General features: G+C 48.8%; 21 protein-coding genes. 11 read left to right on the forward strand and 10 right to left on the reverse strand.

Translation table 11 applies throughout. The annotated features are described in order from the left end of the window. The coding region (locus KCG48_RS13655; RefSeq protein ID WP_211802742.1) for a hypothetical protein at positions 1 to 307 on the forward strand (307 nt) is incomplete at its 5' end. An 82-nt stretch (positions 308 to 389) separates the two neighbouring features. Here KCG48_RS13655 and KCG48_RS13660 read toward each other — a convergent pair. Further along, positions 390 to 1,901, reverse strand: a complete 1,512-nt coding sequence (locus KCG48_RS13660) for a CoA-acylating methylmalonate-semialdehyde dehydrogenase (RefSeq protein ID WP_211802743.1) — start codon at positions 1,899 to 1,901, stop codon at positions 390 to 392. A gap of 232 nt (positions 1,902 to 2,133) precedes the next feature. Between KCG48_RS13660 and KCG48_RS13665 the strand changes: the two genes are divergently transcribed. Further along, the gene (locus tag KCG48_RS13665; protein WP_211802744.1) at positions 2,134 to 2,886 is read left to right on the forward strand and encodes a DeoR/GlpR family DNA-binding transcription regulator; all 753 of its coding nucleotides are present in this window, start codon (positions 2,134 to 2,136) and stop codon (positions 2,884 to 2,886) included. 104 nt (positions 2,887 to 2,990) lie between these two features. Here the strand turns inward: KCG48_RS13665 and iolC are convergent, their stop codons facing one another. From iolC to KCG48_RS14830, 7 genes are all read right to left on the reverse strand, one after another. Next, the gene (gene iolC, locus KCG48_RS13670) at positions 2,991 to 4,004 is read right to left on the reverse strand and encodes a 5-dehydro-2-deoxygluconokinase (protein ID WP_211802745.1); all 1,014 of its coding nucleotides are present in this window, start codon (positions 4,002 to 4,004) and stop codon (positions 2,991 to 2,993) included. Between the two features lie 226 nt (positions 4,005 to 4,230). Then, on the reverse strand, positions 4,231 to 5,310 hold the full coding sequence (locus KCG48_RS13675; protein WP_211802746.1) for an iron-containing alcohol dehydrogenase family protein: 1,080 nt from the start codon (positions 5,308 to 5,310) through the stop codon (positions 4,231 to 4,233). Positions 5,311 to 5,324: 14 nt separating this feature from the next. Beyond that, positions 5,325 to 6,128: a 5-deoxy-glucuronate isomerase gene (locus KCG48_RS13680; protein ID WP_211802747.1), complete on the reverse strand. Its 804-nt coding sequence runs from the start codon at positions 6,126 to 6,128 to the stop codon at positions 5,325 to 5,327. A 9-nt stretch (positions 6,129 to 6,137) separates the two neighbouring features. Beyond that, on the reverse strand, positions 6,138 to 6,902 hold the full coding sequence (locus tag KCG48_RS13685; RefSeq protein ID WP_211802758.1) for an SDR family oxidoreductase: 765 nt from the start codon (positions 6,900 to 6,902) through the stop codon (positions 6,138 to 6,140). A gap of 211 nt (positions 6,903 to 7,113) precedes the next feature. Next, entirely contained in the window at positions 7,114 to 7,893 is a 780-nt protein-coding gene (locus tag KCG48_RS13690; protein WP_211802748.1) for a 5-deoxy-glucuronate isomerase, read from the reverse strand. A 105-nt stretch (positions 7,894 to 7,998) separates the two neighbouring features. Continuing rightward, a complete protein-coding gene (locus tag KCG48_RS13695) occupies positions 7,999 to 8,421 on the reverse strand; it encodes an HIT family protein (RefSeq protein WP_408004741.1) in 423 nt (140 codons plus the stop codon). Positions 8,422 to 8,517: 96 nt separating this feature from the next. Continuing rightward, on the reverse strand, positions 8,518 to 8,724 hold the full coding sequence (locus KCG48_RS14830) for an HPr family phosphocarrier protein (protein ID WP_331000405.1): 207 nt from the start codon (positions 8,722 to 8,724) through the stop codon (positions 8,518 to 8,520). A 267-nt stretch (positions 8,725 to 8,991) separates the two neighbouring features. On the opposite strand from KCG48_RS14830, the gene KCG48_RS13705 reads away from it, so the two are divergent. Both KCG48_RS13705 and KCG48_RS13710 read left to right on the forward strand, forming a co-directional pair. Further along, a complete protein-coding gene (locus KCG48_RS13705) occupies positions 8,992 to 9,537 on the forward strand; it encodes a helix-turn-helix domain-containing protein (protein ID WP_084234509.1) in 546 nt (181 codons plus the stop codon). A gap of 84 nt (positions 9,538 to 9,621) precedes the next feature. Then, positions 9,622 to 9,948: a hypothetical protein gene (locus tag KCG48_RS13710; RefSeq protein ID WP_211802750.1), complete on the forward strand. Its 327-nt coding sequence runs from the start codon at positions 9,622 to 9,624 to the stop codon at positions 9,946 to 9,948. 41 nt (positions 9,949 to 9,989) lie between these two features. On the opposite strand, the gene KCG48_RS13715 is transcribed toward KCG48_RS13710, so the two are convergent. Next, entirely contained in the window at positions 9,990 to 11,249 is a 1,260-nt protein-coding gene (locus KCG48_RS13715) for a hypothetical protein (protein ID WP_143806909.1), read from the reverse strand. Between the two features lie 13 nt (positions 11,250 to 11,262). Next, complete coding sequence (locus tag KCG48_RS13720; protein WP_084234506.1) at positions 11,263 to 12,252, reverse strand: nucleoid-associated protein; 990 nt, start codon at positions 12,250 to 12,252, stop codon at positions 11,263 to 11,265. 223 nt (positions 12,253 to 12,475) lie between these two features. Between KCG48_RS13720 and KCG48_RS13725 the strand changes: the two genes are divergently transcribed. The 7 genes from KCG48_RS13725 to KCG48_RS13755 form a co-directional block, all read left to right on the forward strand. Continuing rightward, a complete protein-coding gene (locus tag KCG48_RS13725) occupies positions 12,476 to 13,297 on the forward strand; it encodes a ParA family protein (RefSeq protein WP_211802751.1) in 822 nt (273 codons plus the stop codon). Next, complete coding sequence (locus KCG48_RS13730; protein WP_211802752.1) at positions 13,254 to 14,192, forward strand: ParB/RepB/Spo0J family partition protein; 939 nt, start codon at positions 13,254 to 13,256, stop codon at positions 14,190 to 14,192. The genes KCG48_RS13725 and KCG48_RS13730 overlap by 44 nt, the downstream gene beginning before the upstream one ends. 66 nt (positions 14,193 to 14,258) lie before the next feature. After that, positions 14,259 to 15,194: a DUF6017 domain-containing protein gene (locus KCG48_RS13735; RefSeq protein ID WP_211802753.1), complete on the forward strand. Its 936-nt coding sequence runs from the start codon at positions 14,259 to 14,261 to the stop codon at positions 15,192 to 15,194. Positions 15,195 to 15,316: 122 nt separating this feature from the next. After that, a complete protein-coding gene (locus tag KCG48_RS13740) occupies positions 15,317 to 15,667 on the forward strand; it encodes a DUF7768 domain-containing protein (RefSeq protein WP_211802754.1) in 351 nt (116 codons plus the stop codon). A gap of 81 nt (positions 15,668 to 15,748) precedes the next feature. Next, on the forward strand, positions 15,749 to 16,153 hold the full coding sequence (locus KCG48_RS13745; protein ID WP_211802755.1) for a DUF3846 domain-containing protein: 405 nt from the start codon (positions 15,749 to 15,751) through the stop codon (positions 16,151 to 16,153). Between the two features lie 93 nt (positions 16,154 to 16,246). Continuing rightward, complete coding sequence (locus KCG48_RS13750) at positions 16,247 to 16,726, forward strand: PcfB family protein (RefSeq protein ID WP_211802756.1); 480 nt, start codon at positions 16,247 to 16,249, stop codon at positions 16,724 to 16,726. After that, positions 16,723 to 17,981, forward strand: a 1,259-nt coding sequence (locus tag KCG48_RS13755) for a VirD4-like conjugal transfer protein, CD1115 family (RefSeq protein ID WP_211802757.1), incomplete at its 3' end; no start/stop codon positions are given. The genes KCG48_RS13750 and KCG48_RS13755, both read left to right, overlap by 4 nt.

A 17,981-nucleotide genomic window follows, 5' to 3' on the forward strand; every position in this document is an offset into this window, starting at 1 on the left:
TTTACAAACATACCTTATTATACCATATACAACCGTATACAACAAGAGAAATAATAAGAAAACCCCTGATTTTCTTTGGGATATCAGGGGTTTCGTCGCAGATGTCTTAAAGAAACTGTCAAAGTCGGGATTATACCATGCGGACTGTTCACCCATGGTGAAATATATAACAAAAGATTCGAAAAGCCTAGTCCGAAGCCACTTAAACTTAACCCCTGCAGCAGCCAAAAAGGCATCAGATTGCATATTCCTCCCTCCATTCCTCTCCCCAGGGTACAGCCATGAATTCCTCAACAGAACCCCATAAACGCACGTGGAAATCCAATAAAAGGTGGCCAGGAACATTGCAGTCCTAGCCACCTTTATTCATCTATGCACGAGGATACGGATCAGATAGTTCCATCCCAGGTGCTGACTTTCGTGGACTTTCCTTCTTCCTCGTCAAACCAGTGGGTGGTAATGACCTTGGTCTCCGTATAGAACTTGTAGCCATCTTTCCCAAGGCAGTGAAGATCCCCGAAGAAGGAATTCTTATGGCCGGCGAAGGGGAACATGCCAACGGGTACCGGGATGCCCACATTGATGCCCACCATGCCGCCATGGGTTCTTAAAGAGAACTCCCGGGCATAGTACCCGCTCTGGGTGTAGATGACGGAGCCATTGGCGAAGGGATTGCTGTTCATGAGCTCCAGCCCTTCCTCAAAGGTCTTCACCCGCTTGATGCAGAGCACCGGCCCAAAGATTTCCCGGTCCCCGATGGTCATGCCCGGTTTCACGTGGTCGAAAATGGTGGGTCCCACATAGAAGCCCTTCTCATAACCCGGCACTTCTGGATTTCGTCCGTCCAAAAGGAGCTCTGCCCCCTCTTCGATGCCCTTTTCGATCCAGGCATGAATGGAATCCCGATGCTTGGCATTGATCACCGGACCCAGCTTTGTTTCATGGTCATAGGCCGGTCCGATCTTCAAGGTCTTCGCCTGCTCCACCAGGGCCTGGACCAGTTTATCGGCCACTTCTTCCTGCACCACCACCACCGGCAGCGCCATGCAGCGTTCTCCGGCGCAGCCAAAGGCGGAGTTCAGGATTCCCGCGGCGGTCCGGTCCACATGAGCATCATTGAGGACTAAAGCATGGTTCTTGGCTTCACAAAGGGCCTGAACCCGCTTGCCTTCTGCAGCGGCCACGGAGTAGATGTGACGTCCCACGGCGGTGGATCCCACAAAGCTCACACCCACCACATCCGGGTGCTTCAGAAGAATCTCCGCCTCCTCCCGGGAGCAGGTGACGATGTTCAGCACCCCATCGGGTAGACCCGCTTCTTTCCACAAGGCGGCGAAACGGAGAGCGGACTGGGGAACAAAGGAAGCGGCCTTGATCACCATGGTGTTTCCCGTGGCGATGCAGATGGGTGCCATCCATCCCATGGGGATCATGGCGGGGAAGTTGAAGGGAACGATGCCCGCAAAGACACCCAGGGATTCCCGGATGGACACGGTGTCATAGCCCAAAGAGGCATTCATGAGGCTTTCTCCCATGTTGAGAGAAGGTGCTGCAATGGCCTGCTCTGTTCCTTCCTTGGCCTTCAGGACATCCCCCTTCGCTTCCTCCCAGGCTTTTCCATTTTCCAGGGCCACCAGATACGTGAGTTCATCCATATGCTGTTCGATGAGGTCTCTCATTTTGTAGAGTACCTGGACACGCTTCAGAATGGGGGTCTTGGACCATCCGGGATAGGCTTTTTTCGCCGCGGCCACGGCCTGATGGACCTCCTCCTTGGTGCAGCAGGGAACCTGGGCGATGACTTCGCCTGTGCTGGGGTTATAGGCATCGGTGTATTTTCCGCTTTGGGAAGGGATGAACTCGCCATCGATGAATAGATTGAGCTTTTGAAGATCAGACATTCTAGTTCCTCCTAATTTATGGGTATTTTTTGATTATTTTATGATCATATTTTTATTATATCAGAGGGGTCATCCCCTGACAATCATCTTTCCCTTGAAAGTTACACCATATTTCTTCGGATTCCTACCAAAGGATGCCCCAGAACCTGAGCAACTATTGGTGATTCCCTTGAAAATTTGGATCAAAGTGAGTACAATGAGAGGGATGAATGCATCGAATGGAGTGATTCCCTTGAAATCGAAACGCGTAGAAGAAATCAAAGCCTATATTCGGCAAAAGAAACAGGTATCCCTGGATGAGCTCTGCCAGGTCTTTGAAGTGTCCAAAAATACCATCCGCCGCGATGTCCGAGAGATCCTGGAAGAGGGCGAGATGAAGAAGATCTATGGGGGCATTGCCTATGAAGAAAAGAAAGGCCTCATTCCCTTCATGGAGCGCAACCAGAAAGCCTCGGAGGAGAAAAAACGCATAGCCCACAAGGCCGCCACCTTCATTGAAGAGGGGGACATCATTTTCGTGGACTCCGGCACCACCACATCTCACTTGCTGGACGAACTCCCCGACATGCGCCTCACCATCATCACCAACAATCTGGAACTCATCAACCGCGCTGTGCTCTTTGAGAAAGTTCAGGTCATCGTCCTCTCCGGCGTACTGAACAAGGAGACCCTCTCCTTCACCGGAAAGAGCGGGGCCGATGAACTGGAGCGCTTCAATATCCACAAAGCCTTCATGGCCTGTACGGGGTTTTCCCTCTCCAGCGGTGTATCCAACTCCTCCATCGAGGAATATGAGATTAAGAGCGTGGCTGTCCGGAAAAGCCGTCAAGTGTTCCTCCTGGCCAATGGAGCCAAGGCCGATGTCACCTCCCTCCAGACCTATATGCCCCTCTCCCGGGTGGATGTGCTCATCACCGACACCACCCTGGATCCCCACTATGCTGACTATCTGGAATCCGAGGAAAAGACCGTCATTCGCGTATAAGGTAGAAAAGGATATCCCTCGGATATCCTTTTTTCATTTCCTTTTCCTTCCCTCTCTCCAGGGTTCAGCTCCTTTTGGAGGAAGAACCCTGGAGTTATTTCTTCTTAGAAACAGACATCCTCGCCGTACTCGGCCTTACTCTCGGCAATGAAGGTCCGGATGGTCTCCAGACTGGGCATGTCGGCGGAGCATCCATGACTCTTCACCAGCATGGAAGCCGAAGCAGATCCCAGTTCCAGACAGTCCCGGAGGGGCCAGTTCTCGAAGAGGCCATAAAGGAAGGCGGAAGCATAGCCATCGCCGCCGCCAAAGGACTTCAGGGCCTTCACGGGGAAGGGTTTGATGCTGAAGCTATCCCCTTGGCAGGTATAGGCCGTGGAGCCCTGCTTGCCATGTTTGATCACCACGATGGCTGCTTTTTTCGCACACCAGAACCGGGCGGTTTCCCGATCATCCAGCCCTGGAGCCAGAAGCCTTTGGGTCAGGTCATATTCTTCCCGGGAACCGATGATCACCGTGCTTTCCTGAGCCACCAGGGAGTAGTAGACGGCAATCTCATCGGGGTTCTTCCAGTTGTAGGCCCGGTAGTCGATGTCGAAGATGATGGGCGTCTGGGTCTTTTTCGCCAGCATCACCGCTTTCAGCGCCGCTTCCCGGGAAGGGCTGGCTGCCAGGGATGTGCCGGAGATGAGGAGGGCCTTGGCGCTCTTGATATAGGCTTCATCGATATCCTCCGCCTCCAGCTGGAGATCCGCAATGGCATGGCGGTACATGAGGATGCTGCTTTCGTGTTCGCTGAGAATTTCCGTAAAGGTCAGCCCCAGCTTCTCCCCGTTTTTGCACCGAGTCAGGTGGGAGATCTCCACCCCTTCCTGGCGGAAGGTGTCCTCCACAAAGTCGCCGAAGCGGTCATCGGAGATTTTCCCGATGAACCCCACCTTCTTCTGGAGCCGGGAAAGCCCCACGGCGATGTTGGCCGGGGAACCCCCCAGGTATTTCCGGTATGTGGTGCTTTCCGCCAGGGTCTTGTAGTAATCCAAAGGATTAAGATCAATGGCGGCTCGGCCGAGGAGTACCAGATCCAGCGGACGAGAAGAATCAAACCCATCAAATTTCATTTCAGCATCCCCTTGTTCTTCATTCTGTGTTCGGTGGCTCTCCTAGGCTCCAAACTCCATGGGTGTACGCCTAACTCCCAGGAGAGTACCACCGATTTCGGTTTCATTATAGCATTTTCTCAAAAATAACTCAATGAGTTAACCAATAGAATACCATGACTTGATAATAATATAACCAAAATTATGCTAGACCTACACTCTCCGATCTAAATCATTCGCCTTCACCTTATCCCCGATAGTTTTCCAGCTCCATCATGGCCTCATAGAGTGTGGACTTGCTCACGGGATAGGGGATATGACTGAGCTCCGGATTGGCCATGGTGGCTTCCAACACGTCCTCCAGAGGGTCTTGGGGGTCCAGGTCCAGATCCGCCAGGCATACGGGCAGCTTCACCGCTTTATTAAAGGCATAGGCCGCTTTCAGCTTTTCCAGATCCTGATCCACCAGGAGATTCACCAAGGTCCCATAGGAAACCACCTCACCATGGAGGTGATGTTTCTCGATGACCTCCCGCTGGGTCAGCCCATAAAAGAGCGCATGGGCAATACCGCCGTTGTAGTTAGGATGAACGGCTAAAGAAGTCACCCCGGGGGAGACCACAATATTGAGGATGGTGTTCTCTAAAGCCGCCGTGAGCTTCCCTTCCCGGGCATCCTGGTAGGCTTCCTCCCCTTCCCGGATCATGGGCGTAAAACACATGCGGCTACTGACGATGCCCAGCTCCGTGCCGTAGTCCAGGGGTTCCCCGGCTTTGGCAGACCAGCTGGACTCCACATGCTTCGCCATGGCATCGCCCATCCCCGCCCAGAAGTACTTGAGGGGTGCGGAAATAGCCAGCGGGGTGGAGATAAAGCAGTGGACCGGCGGAAACTTCAGCTTCACCACTTCCCGGAAGGAACCGTCCTCATGGTAAAGGATGCTGATTTTCGTCACGGCGGCGCAATTGGAGGCGATGGTGGGGACGGTGAAGACGGGCTTTTCCAGAAGATCCGCGGCATACTTCACCGTATCGATGCACTTTCCTCCCCCCACGGCCAGGATCAGGTCAAAGGAAACTTCCTTCAGGAATGCGGCGATGTTCTCCGCATTTTCCACGGTGGCTTCCTTTCCATAGCAGAGGGTGGATACCAGTTCCATTCCACCCCTTTCCAGGGCTTCGCGAACCGAATCCCCCGCTGCAGCCCAGGCTTTTTCGCCATGAACTACAGCCACCGTGCGGCCAAACCGATGCATTTCCTCGGGGAAAGCCGCAAAAGCTTCCTCTCCAATGGTGAACTGAGGAAGATAAATGGACTTCTTCTTCATGGTTCATCTCCTCCTTAATTTTGGTCTTGCCGGGTGGGATCCAGCACCGCCAGGTCGTAGCGGCGGCTTTCATGGCGGTGGGCTGCCAGCACCCAGAAATAGGTATTCTTCGTCCCCGGTGCCGCCACCGTGGGATGATAGCCCCGGGGAGCCAACACCATGACTCCGGAGGTCACCGGATGGGCCACCATAGACTCAATGTCTCCGGGCCTTGTATAGCTCAGGTGAAGGCCGAAATGGGGGGCATCCATATCAAAGTAGCAGTAGACCTCCTCCAGGTCCCACTCATGCTCATGGGGAGGCCAGCTGGTCCAGGCGCCATTGCCGCCGGTGGTGATCCCGCAGATGAGCCGAGAGGCTTCCACCTCCGGGTTGAGGGTCATGAACACTTCCCGCTGCCCCACCCCCTGGCCGTGGATCTGGTGGATGTCCCCAAAGGGGAGAGAGGCGTCATATTTTCGGAAAAACGGCTTGCCATAGCCTTCATCCACGGCAGCCCCCACATAGAAGACACAGTCCTCCCGGGCTTCCAGATGAAGGGCCATGTTGCCCATCAGGTAGAAGGAGTCCCATCGTTGGCATTCTTCTTCAAAGGCATCTGCTATGATGTGGGCGCTGCCCCGGATACAGAGGCCGTTCATTTCCTTATCCCCTGTTTCCAGGGTGTACTCCTCGCCCTTTTTCAGGTTGAGCCGGTAAATCCAAATGGCTTCACAGTCGGCGTTTTCCGGGGAAATCACCAGGTGGAGTCCCGTACTTTCCGGGGAAACAAACCGCCAGGCTTCCATGCGTTCTTTCGTGATATTGCCTTTAATCATTTCAACCTCCTAGCAAACCAGGTATCCGCCGTCCACGGGGATAATGGCTCCATTCAAGTAATCCGACAGGGACGACGCCAAAAACACGCAGGGCCCCTTCATATCCTCCGGGGTTCCCCAGCGGCGGGCGGGGATCCGGTTGGTGATCTCCCTAAACCGGGGATTGGATTCCACGGTGAGTGCGCTGTTCATCTCCGTGTCCATGTACCCCGGGGCCAGGGCATTGACCTGGATTCCCTTCGACGCCCACTCATTGCAGAGGGCTTTGGTCAGCTGCATGACGCCGCCCTTGGAAGCGGCATAGGCAGGAACGGTGAAACCGCCGAAAAAAGACAGCATGGAGGCGATGTTGATGATTTTTCCGCCGCTTCCTTGCTTCAGGTACTGCTTTCCAGCCAGCTGGCAAAGCTTGAATACGGCATTGAGGTTGATGTTCAGGACAAAGTCCCAGTCTTCAAAGGGAAACTCCTCCGCCGGATGGCGTCTTTGCACGCCGGCCCCATTGACCAGGATGTCCAGGTGCCCGCCCAGTTTCTCCACAGCTTCTGCAAAGCCCAGAAGCAGACTCTCCTCCTCCCCGAGATTGGCGAGGACGCTGTGGCAGGGGTAGCCTTGGTTTACAAATCCCTGGGCCACCTCCGGGGTCCGGGGATGGATATCCAGGATGCACACCTGGGCTCCAGCTTCCAGAAGTCCTTCCGCCATGGCGTAGGACAGTCCCTGGGCTCCGCCGGTGACGATGGCTTTTTTACCGGTGAGGTCGATTGATTTCATGGTTTTCATCCACTTTTCTCCTTTTTTAGATCCCCTGGCCCCTTCCTGGACGTTCCAGGAACTTGCGGAACCCATGTCGATCCTTCTTCATTTTCGAGGAAAATATCCAAGGATAGAATGTTAATTTTTTAACATTCTATCCTGTGGGGATACGCTATCTCCCGCCCCTCCAGGGGGAGGAGAAGATCCCTCAATATTCGTTTGGTGTTATTTACAAGTCAGAACGCAGCAACCAGGTATACCGGGGATCATCCACCCGATCCACCCAGGGATTTCCCTCCAGGTGACGGATCATCCAGCAGGTGTACATCTGGAATCCCGGCGCGCAGGCCTGGGGATGGGTCTTTCCACCGGGGATGGCGCTGAAGCTTCCATGGGTGATCTTAAACACATCATCGCCCACAAAGCTAGCCCCAAAGCCTTCCGGCCGGTCGAACATAAAGTAGTAGGTCTCCGGCTGGGGATGGTCGTGGGGAATATACCCAGACCAGTTGCCCGGATCGTTGATGACTTCCCCCAGGACCATATTGGAATAGGGGGCCGTGGTATAGTCAAAGACGGTGCTCACCCTCCGGGCTGCGGTGTTTTTCCACTTGTCCTGGCAGACATAGACCCAGGGAGCATCCTCCGGGCTGTAAAGCCGGCTGGCAAAATCCCTATCATTAGGGGTGGCCTGGACAAGGATCTGTGTGTCTTCTTCGGCGGCGACGGTGACGTCCTTTCCCTTGGCCACATGGAGACACCAGAGCCCTTCGGTGAAGACATCCTTGCGGCTCACGAAGGCCTCGTCACCTTCCCACTGGAGGCGGATCTTTCCGCCAAGGAGAAGAATCGCCATTTCCTCCAGGGGCTTTTGGAAGATTCTTTGTTCTCCCTTTTTCATCTTCTGGACACGGATGTCCATGAGCATGTCCCGATAATCGTTGTCGTAGGTGGTCAGGATCTTTTCGCCCTGACGGTCAAATTCCGGATATCCAAAAACTTTTCCCATGACTCTCCTTTATCACGCAAAGCGCAGTTTCCTGTCCCCGGGATCCTCGTTATTCGGCATAATTGCCCGTTACCCTTTTCCCCCGAAAGACGTGAGTAAAAGTTCCTACAGGTTGGCCTTGATCTTCTCGATGAGTTCGTTGTAGCCTTCCTCCGTGAGGAGGACCTTTCCGGGGTTCATCTGGAAGACGCCGCCCCATTCATCCCCATCCTTGTACTTAGGGACCAGGTGCATGTGGAGATGATGTCCCGTGTCGCCGTAGGCCCCATAGTTCACCTTGTCCGGCTGGAAGGCCTTGTGGATGGCGCGGGAGACCTTCACCACGTCCGCCATGAAGGCATTGCGGTCCTCGTCGCTGAGCTCCACGATTTCACCCACATGGTCCTTGTAAGCCACCACAAAGCGGCCTAACTTGCTCTGTTCCTTGAACAGAATCAGGCTGCTCACCTGGAGATCGCACACATAAATTCCAAACTTATCCAGCAGGTCGCCCCGCATGCAATAAGCACAATTTTCATCTTTCATCATTTTTCATCCTCCATATTTTTCTTTCGTTGGGTCTTCGCTCTCATTTTACGCCGTTTTAGATTTTTCGAAAACTAGGTTTCATGCGTTGAAGACTTACTACAGTTCGCCCAGCCCGCTCTCGATGGCGGCGATGATGGTCCGAAGATCCTCTTCTTCACTGTCCCCTTCGCAGATGACTTCCACATCGGTGCCCCGCTGAATTCCCGCAGACATGAGGGAGAGGATGCTTTTGGGATTGACCAGTTTCTTACCATCGGTGATGGTGATCTTGGATTTGCATTTCGAGTCGTTTGTCTTATGCACACTATGGTGGAAATTAGAAGAAGATAAAAGCACATGGAAGTATCTACAAACCCACTAATTTCAGCGTTTTCTGGACCCGAATACCGAAAGGCCTTGACAAATCAATAGTTCGAATGAACCCCGATTTTGGCGCTTTTTTTGGAAAAAGGAGAGAATTTGGAGAGAACAAGAGAGATTTAGGAGAGAACAAAGGGCTTTTCTAACTGTTTAATATAGAGCTTCAGCATCACCTGCCGTTGACAATCCAATTAAGGAAAAGGTGATTCAATGAAGAAAATAAACAGTAAATACGATTATCTGCTCAAGGAATATCCGGCTGTTATTACCAAGGACCAATTCTACCGGATCTGCAACATCAGTAAAAAGACTGCAAAGCATCTTCTGGATAATGGCTTGGTCCCCTGTGTCAACAACGGAAAGAAAACCAGAAAGTACAAACTCAAGATGACCGACGTAATCGAGTATCTTGAAGGCCGGGATATATCTCCTGAGAGCTATATGGCTCCAATTGGATGGTATAAACGAGGACCTACGTACAAGGGATACAATCGGGAACTAAAAGTGTTAACGGAAGAAGAAAGAGCTAAGTTGGCAACGGTCTATTCTCATAGGATGGCCTATTACCCCGACGTTCTTTCCGTCATCGAAGCATCCGAGATCACTGGCTATCATCGAAATTCGGTTGCTAAATGGTGTACCAAGGATCTGATGCAATGTTTCAATATGGGAAACAGGTATCTGATCCCAAAGCCATCTCTCCTGGAATTTATGTTGAGTCCCTACTTTCAGGGCTTGAAATCTAAAATCGACTAGGAAACAAGGAATTGAATAGCAAACCAAGAAAAGGCCGTCACAAAACGTGGCGGTTTTATTTTGCCAAAATTTAAGGAGGTCGCCATGAAAGAAACCTTTAATCAACGTTACAATCAAGTCTACCAATTGGCTGAGCAGCAAGGTGAAGCTTTTGCCGAGGCGGTATCTGAATCCTTTGATGATCTGGATAGCCTCGGCGAATTCGTCGATACCCTGTTCTACATGCATTCCATCACGGGTGATGAGCAATTTGCTGTGTTTCTCGGGATGATGTACGAAATCATGGGGAGCCAGATGCCTGAAGAAATCGACTGCCATATTGTCATGGAGCAGAGGCCCAGCATTTTTTACAGCTGCTTTCTGACCTCATTCCTGACAGGCGTTTTGAATCGGGTCAGTTTATCTCACTAAATGGTGTATTCATAAGGCACTTTATGATGATAACTAAAAAATCACGAACGCATAAACCAACATATTCCCCCTATTGTTAGAGCAATTATGACGGTCAATGTAATGTAAACGAATGTCACTAAACCTGTTCTATTATTTTTTAGGTATTCCTGGTCTTCGTCCGAAATCATCAACTTGTCTGAATTAATATTTCTTAGCTTCTTTATATAAGAGTTATGACTGATGAACTTGGCAATTGAAGAAATTAAAACGAAGATTTCAGCTACCAACATTAGGATTAAAAGTATTCCAACTGACTTATTGGGGCTGAAAACATCAAAAACTTCTCCCTGCGCAAACAAGACTCCATACATGCCAGCAACTAAAGCCACTATCAAAGCCAAAATTGCATTTATAACGTTGGAGAAGGACTCAAAGTTTTTTGAGTAAATATCAATATACTCAGCCTTAAGAGTCTTTTGTGTCTCGAAATATTCTGTAGTTCTCCCTGAAACAATCAACCTAAGAATATTATCGAAAATTTGAATTAACTCTGATTTGCTTTCTTCGTTAAAAGATTTAACGCTATCCTCGGAATAGTGTTTGGCTATCGCTTCTCTTACAATATTACGCTTTAATTTTGCATCAACGGATTTTTGCCCATCTGATGTGATCCATTTGTAGCACGAATACCAAAAATTATTATTCATAGACTCGACATCTTGCCAAGTAAATCTAAATTTTTTTACATTGTCTTTTGTGAATATTTGAAACTCAAATTTATTTAGGTTTTCGTCTGATGCAATCACTCTGTCTGAAATCGCCATTAAACTTAGAAATTCTGAAAGAAATCTGCAAAAGGGATTACTATTACCATTATGATTTGACAGGTAATAAAAAATATCTGGGGGTGTTGTTACTGCAGTTTTTTTTAAAGACCCAACATCAAGAATCACTGTATCCAATAATTCTTGATAGGTATGCCCTAAATCATCTGAGTATGTCACAGGCTCAATATCAAGAATATCATCCCGCTTGCCTATGGTAATAGGAATTTTCCCATTGCCGATTTTTTTCTCGTAATACTTGAACAGTGCAACTGGATGTGTACAACTTTTAATGAATTGCTCATCACAAATAAATAAATTACTTGCTGATGGATATATCGAAAAAGCATCGCCTCTATCTATATGGGTTCTTAAGGCTGTTATATTTTCCCCATTGCAAAATGGATTGCATCCATTTAAATGCATAATAAGATCATCAGACACTTGCTCATCCAGCTGTAAATTAAGTTCGGAAGTTGACCATGAACATTTCAATTTATCACCTCATTTATTTAAACAGCTGACGAATATTTGCCCTGTATTCTTCAGGCACTTGTATTTGTATGTAACCATCATCAAATGATATCTTTTGAGCTCTGATTGCAACTTCTATATTTATCGCTTCTATTTTTAAATCCGGACTTATCTCTATTACAGTTTTGAATTGTTGTCGGGCGAATTTTTTGTCAATTTCAAAAGATTCATCTAGAAAATCCAAAGCCTCCGTAGAAAATATGTCTTCAATTTTCTTGAAAGATAGATCTTCCGATTTGATCGAATTATTAATCTCCTCCAACCATTCATCTGGCTCGAAACGTGATTCTGTTAAGATTTTCTCACGCATCAAATCGGATATTGTTTTTCGTAAAGTGCTATCAGTGATCTCCCTAGCCACTAACTCATCTGATTTAATTTTAGCAACTAGATATTTTGTATTTTCCTTGTCATCCCTTTCTCTTTCCAAATGCAAGAAGTCATATGCCCAGTAATTTGCTACTTTTCGATTTTTGTCTATAACATTAATCGTTTTGTTTAAAATTATGGCAGCCTTATAGTATCGTCTATCGGTCATAAATGCACTTTTCAGTTCGTATGTGAGCTTATCAATGCTGCTTGTCTCTTCAAGTTTTAGTAAAGTTAGCTTTCCTTTTTCATGTTTTATTATCAGAATCCCTGGAGTGATTCTTTTGTGCCTTCTTTTAGAACCATCTTTCTCTTCAACTAACTCTGCTTTTAATAAGTCATTTGCGAGACCGCTTATAAATGTTTCATATGAGGAGTCCACTTTATGTAAGTCTAAATATTTGTCTCTAAGAAGTTTTATTTTATTGGATTCATCATCGTCAGATATTTTGAAGTGTTGAATTTCTCCTGGAAGCCCGTTTCCGCTGTGACCAAGAATTGAATCAATTATCTTATCCAGGTTTGAGATTTTCTTATCATTAATTGTTGTATCACGTTCACAGCTTTCAGTTATGTTAAATACAAAATAATTCATAAATATCCCTCCCAAAATGTTAAATCCTCATTATTTAATGGACTTACTGATCAGACCTCGTAATAGTAGGCCTAAATCAGGTATTTAACTAAACACAAATAATAAGTTGGTTTACACATAAATCTTATCAAAATATGTAGATAATTCATACATATTTCTGGGAGATATGGATTTTATGTCAAACGTAAATTCGGAAAATTTGAAAAGAAGGAGGTAAAAATATTTGAGTACCAATGTAATAGCCATCGCCAATCAGAAGGGCGGAGTCGGCAAGACCACCACCTGCACCAATCTGGGCATCGGATTGGCCACCGAAGGCAAGAAGGTTTTGCTTGTGGATTGCGATCCCCAGGGCAGCCTGACGATCAGCTTGGGTCATTCTCAGCCGGATCAACTGCCCGTGACACTATCCTCTGTTCTAGGTAAGACCATGAATGAAACCGCGCTTTCTCCCCAGGAAGGCATCCTGCATCATCCTGAAGGTGTGGATCTGATGCCAGCTAACATTGAATTGTCTGGACTTGAGGTCTCGCTGGTCAATGTGATGAGCCGGGAAAAGATCCTAAAAGATTATCTTGACGGTATCAAATCTGGCTACGACTTCATCCTGCTTGACTGTATGCCTTCCCTTGGCATGCTGACGGTCAATACTCTGGCTGCAGCAGACAGTGTCCTGATTCCTGTCCAAGCCCAGTATTTGTCCGCTAAAGGTCTGGAGCAGCTGCTTCAAACCGTCAACAAAGTCCGCAAGCAAATCAATCCCAAATTGAAGATCGATGGCATCCTGCTGACTATGGTAGATAACCGGACGAATGACGCCAGGGAAATAAGTACCCTTTTGCGGGAAACCTATGGAACCAAGCTGAAGGTGTTCGACTCGTCCATCCCCCACTCCGTGAGGGCGGCAGAAACTGCTTCCTATGGGAAAAGCATCTTTGCCCATGATCCCAAGGGTAAAGTAGCAGAAGCCTACAGAAATCTGACGAAGGAGGTGATGAAGCTTGAAACCCAGCGGCAGAAATCTAAATCTGACCTCTTACGATGAGATCTTTCAGACTGAAGAAACAAGGATCGAAGCCTCACAGGAAAAGATCATCGACATTCCTCTTACACAGCTTCATCCATTCAAGAATCACCCCTTCAAGGTGACAGATGATGAATCAATGCTGGAGACCGCTGAGAGCATCACCAAGCACGGCGTCCTGGTACCGGTCATCGCCCGTCCCCGTGAAGAAGGTGGATATGAGTTGATCTCCGGCCACCGGCGCAAGCGCGCCAGTGAGCTGGCCGGTAAGGAGACTCTTCCTTGCATTGTCCGGAATCTCGACGATGACGCTGCCACCATTATCATGGTTGACAGCAACATTCAACGTGAGAACATACTGCCCAGTGAGCGCGCCTTCGCTTACAAGTTGAAGTTGGAAGCTCTTGATAGGCAGCTTGGTCGACCGCCAAAAGAAAATGTGGGACAAGTTGTCCCTACTTATTCAGGCAAACGTTCCACTGAAATTATTGGTGATCAAACCGGCGAAAGCTATAAGCAAGTCCAACGCTTTATCCGCCTCACAGAGCTCGTACCTGAGCTATTGGATATGGTTGATGCTAAAAAGATAGCCTTCAATCCGGCTGTTGAGCTTTCCTACCTGAAACCCCATGAACAGGTCCAGCTGATGGAAGCCATGGACATGGAGCAATCTACCCCTTCCCTGTCTCAAGCCCAGCGATTGAAAAAGTACAGTCAAGACGGCAAACTGACCTTAGATGTCATGACCGCCATCATGTCCGAAGAGAAAAAAGGCGAGCCGGAGAAGGTTACCCTCACCGGCGAGAAACTCAAGAAGTATTTTCCGAAGTCTTATACACCCCAGCAGATGGAGGAAACCATCATCAAGCTGCTGGAAGGCTGGTCGCGGAAGCGCCAGCAATCACAGGAAAGGTAATTCCTCTCCGAAGTGCTTCAATGCGAAGCGCTTTTTTTATTCAACCGGACGAAGGGAGGGATGCAGATGGCTGTATTTCGAGTTGAGAAAACGAGGGATTACACCGTTATGGCGAATCATCATCTGAAAAACAAGGATCTGTCGCTGAAGTCCAAAGGGCTACTATCTCAGATGCTGTCACTCCCGGAAGACTGGGATTACACCCTCAAGGGACTTTCCATGATCAACCGGGAGAGCATCGATGCCATTCGGGAAGCGGTTCGTGAACTGGAACGGGCTGGATACATCGTCCGAGTCAGAGAGAGAAATGAGTTTGGTCACCTCAAGGGTACGGACTACACGATTTATGAAAAGCCTCATCTGGCGACAAATTCTACAGAAAACCTGGAGACTATATTGGAGAATGCTGCATTGGATAAACCTATGTTGGAAAATCCAATCTTGGATATTCCAGTGTTGGAGAAACCTACGTTGGAAAATCCAACGCAATTAAATACTAAGAAAACAAATAAAGATCCATTAATGACTAAGGGATTAAGTAAACATCGATCAATCCCTGATCCATCAAGAGAAGCCACGATCGAGAAGGATGAGATTCGATTGGATGCTCATTCCATCAAGGAGTCCATCCAGGAGAAAATCGAATACAAGTTTATTGTTCAGCGTTATGACAAAGATCGTCTTGATGAAATCGTAGACCTGATGGTGGAGACCCTCTGTTCCAAGCGAGACTACATCACCGTTGCCGGGGATGACTACCCTGCATCATTGGTCAAGGAACGGTTGCAGCGCATCGACAGCACACACATCGAATATGTCTTTGAATGCCTGGATAAAAACACCACCTTCATCCGGAATATCAAGAAGTATCTGCTGACAACGTTATTCAATGCCCCATCCACCATCGACAGCTATTACACAGCGCTGGTGAAACATGATCTTTACGGAGCAGGTTCACACTTTTACGAGGATCTAGGGAGCCTTATTAAGCCCGGAAAATAAGATGGGGTTTACTTTCATGCAAGTTTCGCAAATTAAATTAGCACGATAATCAAATTTCAAAGTTTCATCCAGCCAAAAGAGACTGATTCAAAAGTTCATCTTTTCTGAAAGGAGTTCAAAAAATGAAGAGACCTCTCGCCTATATTACGGCTTCCTGGGGCGTTGATCCAACTGAAAATACTGAGATTGCTGCTAAATACAGCAGGAAAGTATTCGATGCTGGCTACAGTCCGATATGTCCAATTCTGATGCTCTCAACCTTCATAGATGACGGTATCCCCCAGGAGCATAAGGACAGACAGGACATCGAACTCGATTACCTCAGACGCTCCAACGTCCTCGTCGTCTGTGGCTCTCGGATCGACGAAGCCGTGAAAAACGACATTGCCATTGCTGAGCGCTATCGCATCCCGGCAACCACATTAAGCGGCATCCTGACCGTTAAAAGCCACGGTCAGAAGACCCCCAAATAGCATAATTCCGGATTATGCACAAAACATGGCTTAAAAGGAATGTTTCCTGCAATTTTAGGAACAGAAAAGGAGAAGAAATCTATGGACGTATTGATTGTTGAACCTGAAAAAGTACCGCGTATGGCCAGCATCACCGGTGATCTGAACTCCCTGCAGCAGGTTGTAGGCGGCTACATCGAAGCCGTCTATCCCTATGATGACCCCGTTGCCATTGTCTGTCATGAAGAAGGCAAGCTCATCGGCCTCCCTCTTAACCGAAAACTTGAGGACTACGACATCATCGCCGGAACCTTCATCGTCTGCGGGCTTGGCGAAGAAGATTTTGATTCCCTATCGCCTGAGCTGGCCGAAAAGTATCGCGAGAAATTTGCTGATCCGGAGATCTTCATGAAGATGGGCAGCCGTATCGTTGCCATCCCTATCAAGCCCAAGGACGAGTTGCATGTGGCCAAACCAAAACAGAAGCCCACGGAACCGGAGCTCTAAATCTTACAGAGCTTTACGAGTTTACTTATTCCATGTGCAAGATACGTATTTTTGTAAATTGAATTCACCTAACCGCGAAAGGAGGCATTTTTCATGCAGGAAGAAGTGGAAAACAGGACCGTTGCCCTGGCTGTCAGTACCACCCGAATGACCGGTCGTGTTCTGAAGGCCGCACTCATCAAGCTCTTGGCTGAAATGAAGAAGAGCCGGGACAGTCCGCCGCAGATCCCCCACGGAAAGCAGTCTGTAAAAGAGCTCATCGGTCAGAATGCCGGAGTCTCAAATATTGAGATCACAGATAAAAACATCAAATCCTTTGAGCAAGTCGCCAGAAAGTACGGCGTAGACTATGCCCTCAAGAAGGATATCTCCGGGGAGAAGCCTAAATATCTGGTCTTCTTCAAGGCCCGGGATGCTGACGCTCTCACTGCAGCCTTCACAGAATATACGGCGAAGGTCCTCAAGAAGGACAAGCAGCCTTCCATCCTGGAGCAGCTTGCCAAATTCAAGGCTCTGGTTCAGACCAAGGTCATGGACCGGGTGAAAAACAAAGACAAGGAGCTGATGCGATGACAGGAAAAATCAAGCATACGCTCCTTTTAAACCTCCCCTATGTTCTGATTGCTCTACTTGCCACGAAGCTTGGAGAGGCCTGGCGATATTCTCCTGGACTGGATATCTCCCAAAAGGTCCTGCATCTCATGGACGGCTTTGCTTTATCTTTCCAGTCCCCATGGCCGAGCCTGCTCCCGCAGGACCTGATACTGGGCATTGTGATTGCTGGTGGAATTAAGCTGGCAGTCTATGTAAAAGGCAGGAACGCCAAGAAATACCGTAAAAACATCGAATACGGCTCAGCCCGCTGGGGCCGACCTGAGGACATCAAACCCTTTATCGATCCCACCTTTCGCAACAACGTCATCCTCACGGAGACGGAGCGCCTGACCATGAACAATCGGCCCAAGGACCCAAGGCTGGCACGCAACAAAAACGTCATGGTGGTGGGTGGTTCCGGATCTGGTAAAACACGGTTTTGGCTCAAGCCAAATCTAATGCAGTGCCATTCCAGCTATGTGGTCACAGATCCTAAGGGCAGCGTCGTGGTGGAATGCGGACAGCTTCTCCTGAGGGAAGGCTACAAGATCAAGATCCTCAATACCATCAACTTCAGCAAATCCATGCACTACAATCCATTTGCCTACATCAAGAGCGAAAAGGACATCCTCAAGCTGGTGACTGCCCTCATCGCCAACACCAAGGGTGAAGGCAAAGCCGGAGATGATTTTTGGGTGAAAGCGGAGACCCTGCTCTATACCGCCCTCATGGGCTACATCCACTATGAAGCGCCGGAAAGCGAGCGGAATTTTACGACCCTCATCGAGCTCATCAATGCCTCAGAAGTCCGGGAGGACGACGAGGACTTCCAGAACCCGGTGGATCTGATGTTCGCCGCTCTGGAGGAACGAGACTCGGAGCATTTTGCAGTCCGGCAGTACAAGAAATACAAGCTGGCTGCCGGTAAGACCGCCAAATCCATCCTCATCAGCTGCGGAGCCCGTCTGGCACCCTTTGACATCAAAGAGCTCAGAGACCTGACGGCCTACGACGAAATGGAACTGGATGCACTGGGTGACCGGAAAACGGCGCTGTTTATCATCATCAGCGACACCGACGACACCTTCAACTTCCTGGTTTCCATGGCCTACACGCAGCTCTTCAATCTGCTGTGCGACAAGGCAGATGACGTCTACGGCGGACGTCTGCCTGTGCATGTGCGCTGTCTCATTGATGAGGCGGCGAATATCGGTCAAATTCCCAAGCTGGAAAA

The sequence above is a fragment of the Proteiniclasticum sediminis genome (assembly GCF_018128025.1).
Lineage (GTDB): Bacteria > Bacillota > Clostridia > Clostridiales > Clostridiaceae > Proteiniclasticum > Proteiniclasticum sediminis.

Bases quoted from the DNA above. Each gene is read 5' to 3' on its own strand.
- KCG48_RS13660 (WP_211802743.1), bottom strand. From the start codon at position 1,901: ATGTCTGATCTTCAAAAGCTCAATCTATTCATCGATGGCGAGTTCATC.
- iolC (WP_211802745.1), bottom strand. From the start codon at position 4,004: ATGAAATTTGATGGGTTTGATTCTTCTCGTCCGCTGGATCTGGTACTC.
- KCG48_RS13675 (WP_211802746.1), bottom strand. From the start codon at position 5,310: ATGAAGAAGAAGTCCATTTATCTTCCTCAGTTCACCATTGGAGAGGAA.
- KCG48_RS13680 (WP_211802747.1), bottom strand. From the start codon at position 6,128: ATGATTAAAGGCAATATCACGAAAGAACGCATGGAAGCCTGGCGGTTT.
- KCG48_RS13685 (WP_211802758.1), bottom strand. From the start codon at position 6,902: ATGAAATCAATCGACCTCACCGGTAAAAAAGCCATCGTCACCGGCGGA.
- KCG48_RS13690 (WP_211802748.1), bottom strand. From the start codon at position 7,893: ATGGGAAAAGTTTTTGGATATCCGGAATTTGACCGTCAGGGCGAAAAG.
- KCG48_RS13695 (WP_408004741.1), bottom strand. From the start codon at position 8,421: ATGATGAAAGATGAAAATTGTGCTTATTGCATGCGGGGCGACCTGCTG.
- KCG48_RS13705 (WP_084234509.1), top strand. From the start codon at position 8,992: ATGAAGAAAATAAACAGTAAATACGATTATCTGCTCAAGGAATATCCG.
- KCG48_RS13710 (WP_211802750.1), top strand. From the start codon at position 9,622: ATGAAAGAAACCTTTAATCAACGTTACAATCAAGTCTACCAATTGGCT.
- KCG48_RS13720 (WP_084234506.1), bottom strand. From the start codon at position 12,252: ATGAATTATTTTGTATTTAACATAACTGAAAGCTGTGAACGTGATACA.
- KCG48_RS13735 (WP_211802753.1), top strand. From the start codon at position 14,259: ATGGCTGTATTTCGAGTTGAGAAAACGAGGGATTACACCGTTATGGCG.
- KCG48_RS13740 (WP_211802754.1), top strand. From the start codon at position 15,317: ATGAAGAGACCTCTCGCCTATATTACGGCTTCCTGGGGCGTTGATCCA.
- KCG48_RS13745 (WP_211802755.1), top strand. From the start codon at position 15,749: ATGGACGTATTGATTGTTGAACCTGAAAAAGTACCGCGTATGGCCAGC.
- KCG48_RS13750 (WP_211802756.1), top strand. From the start codon at position 16,247: ATGCAGGAAGAAGTGGAAAACAGGACCGTTGCCCTGGCTGTCAGTACC.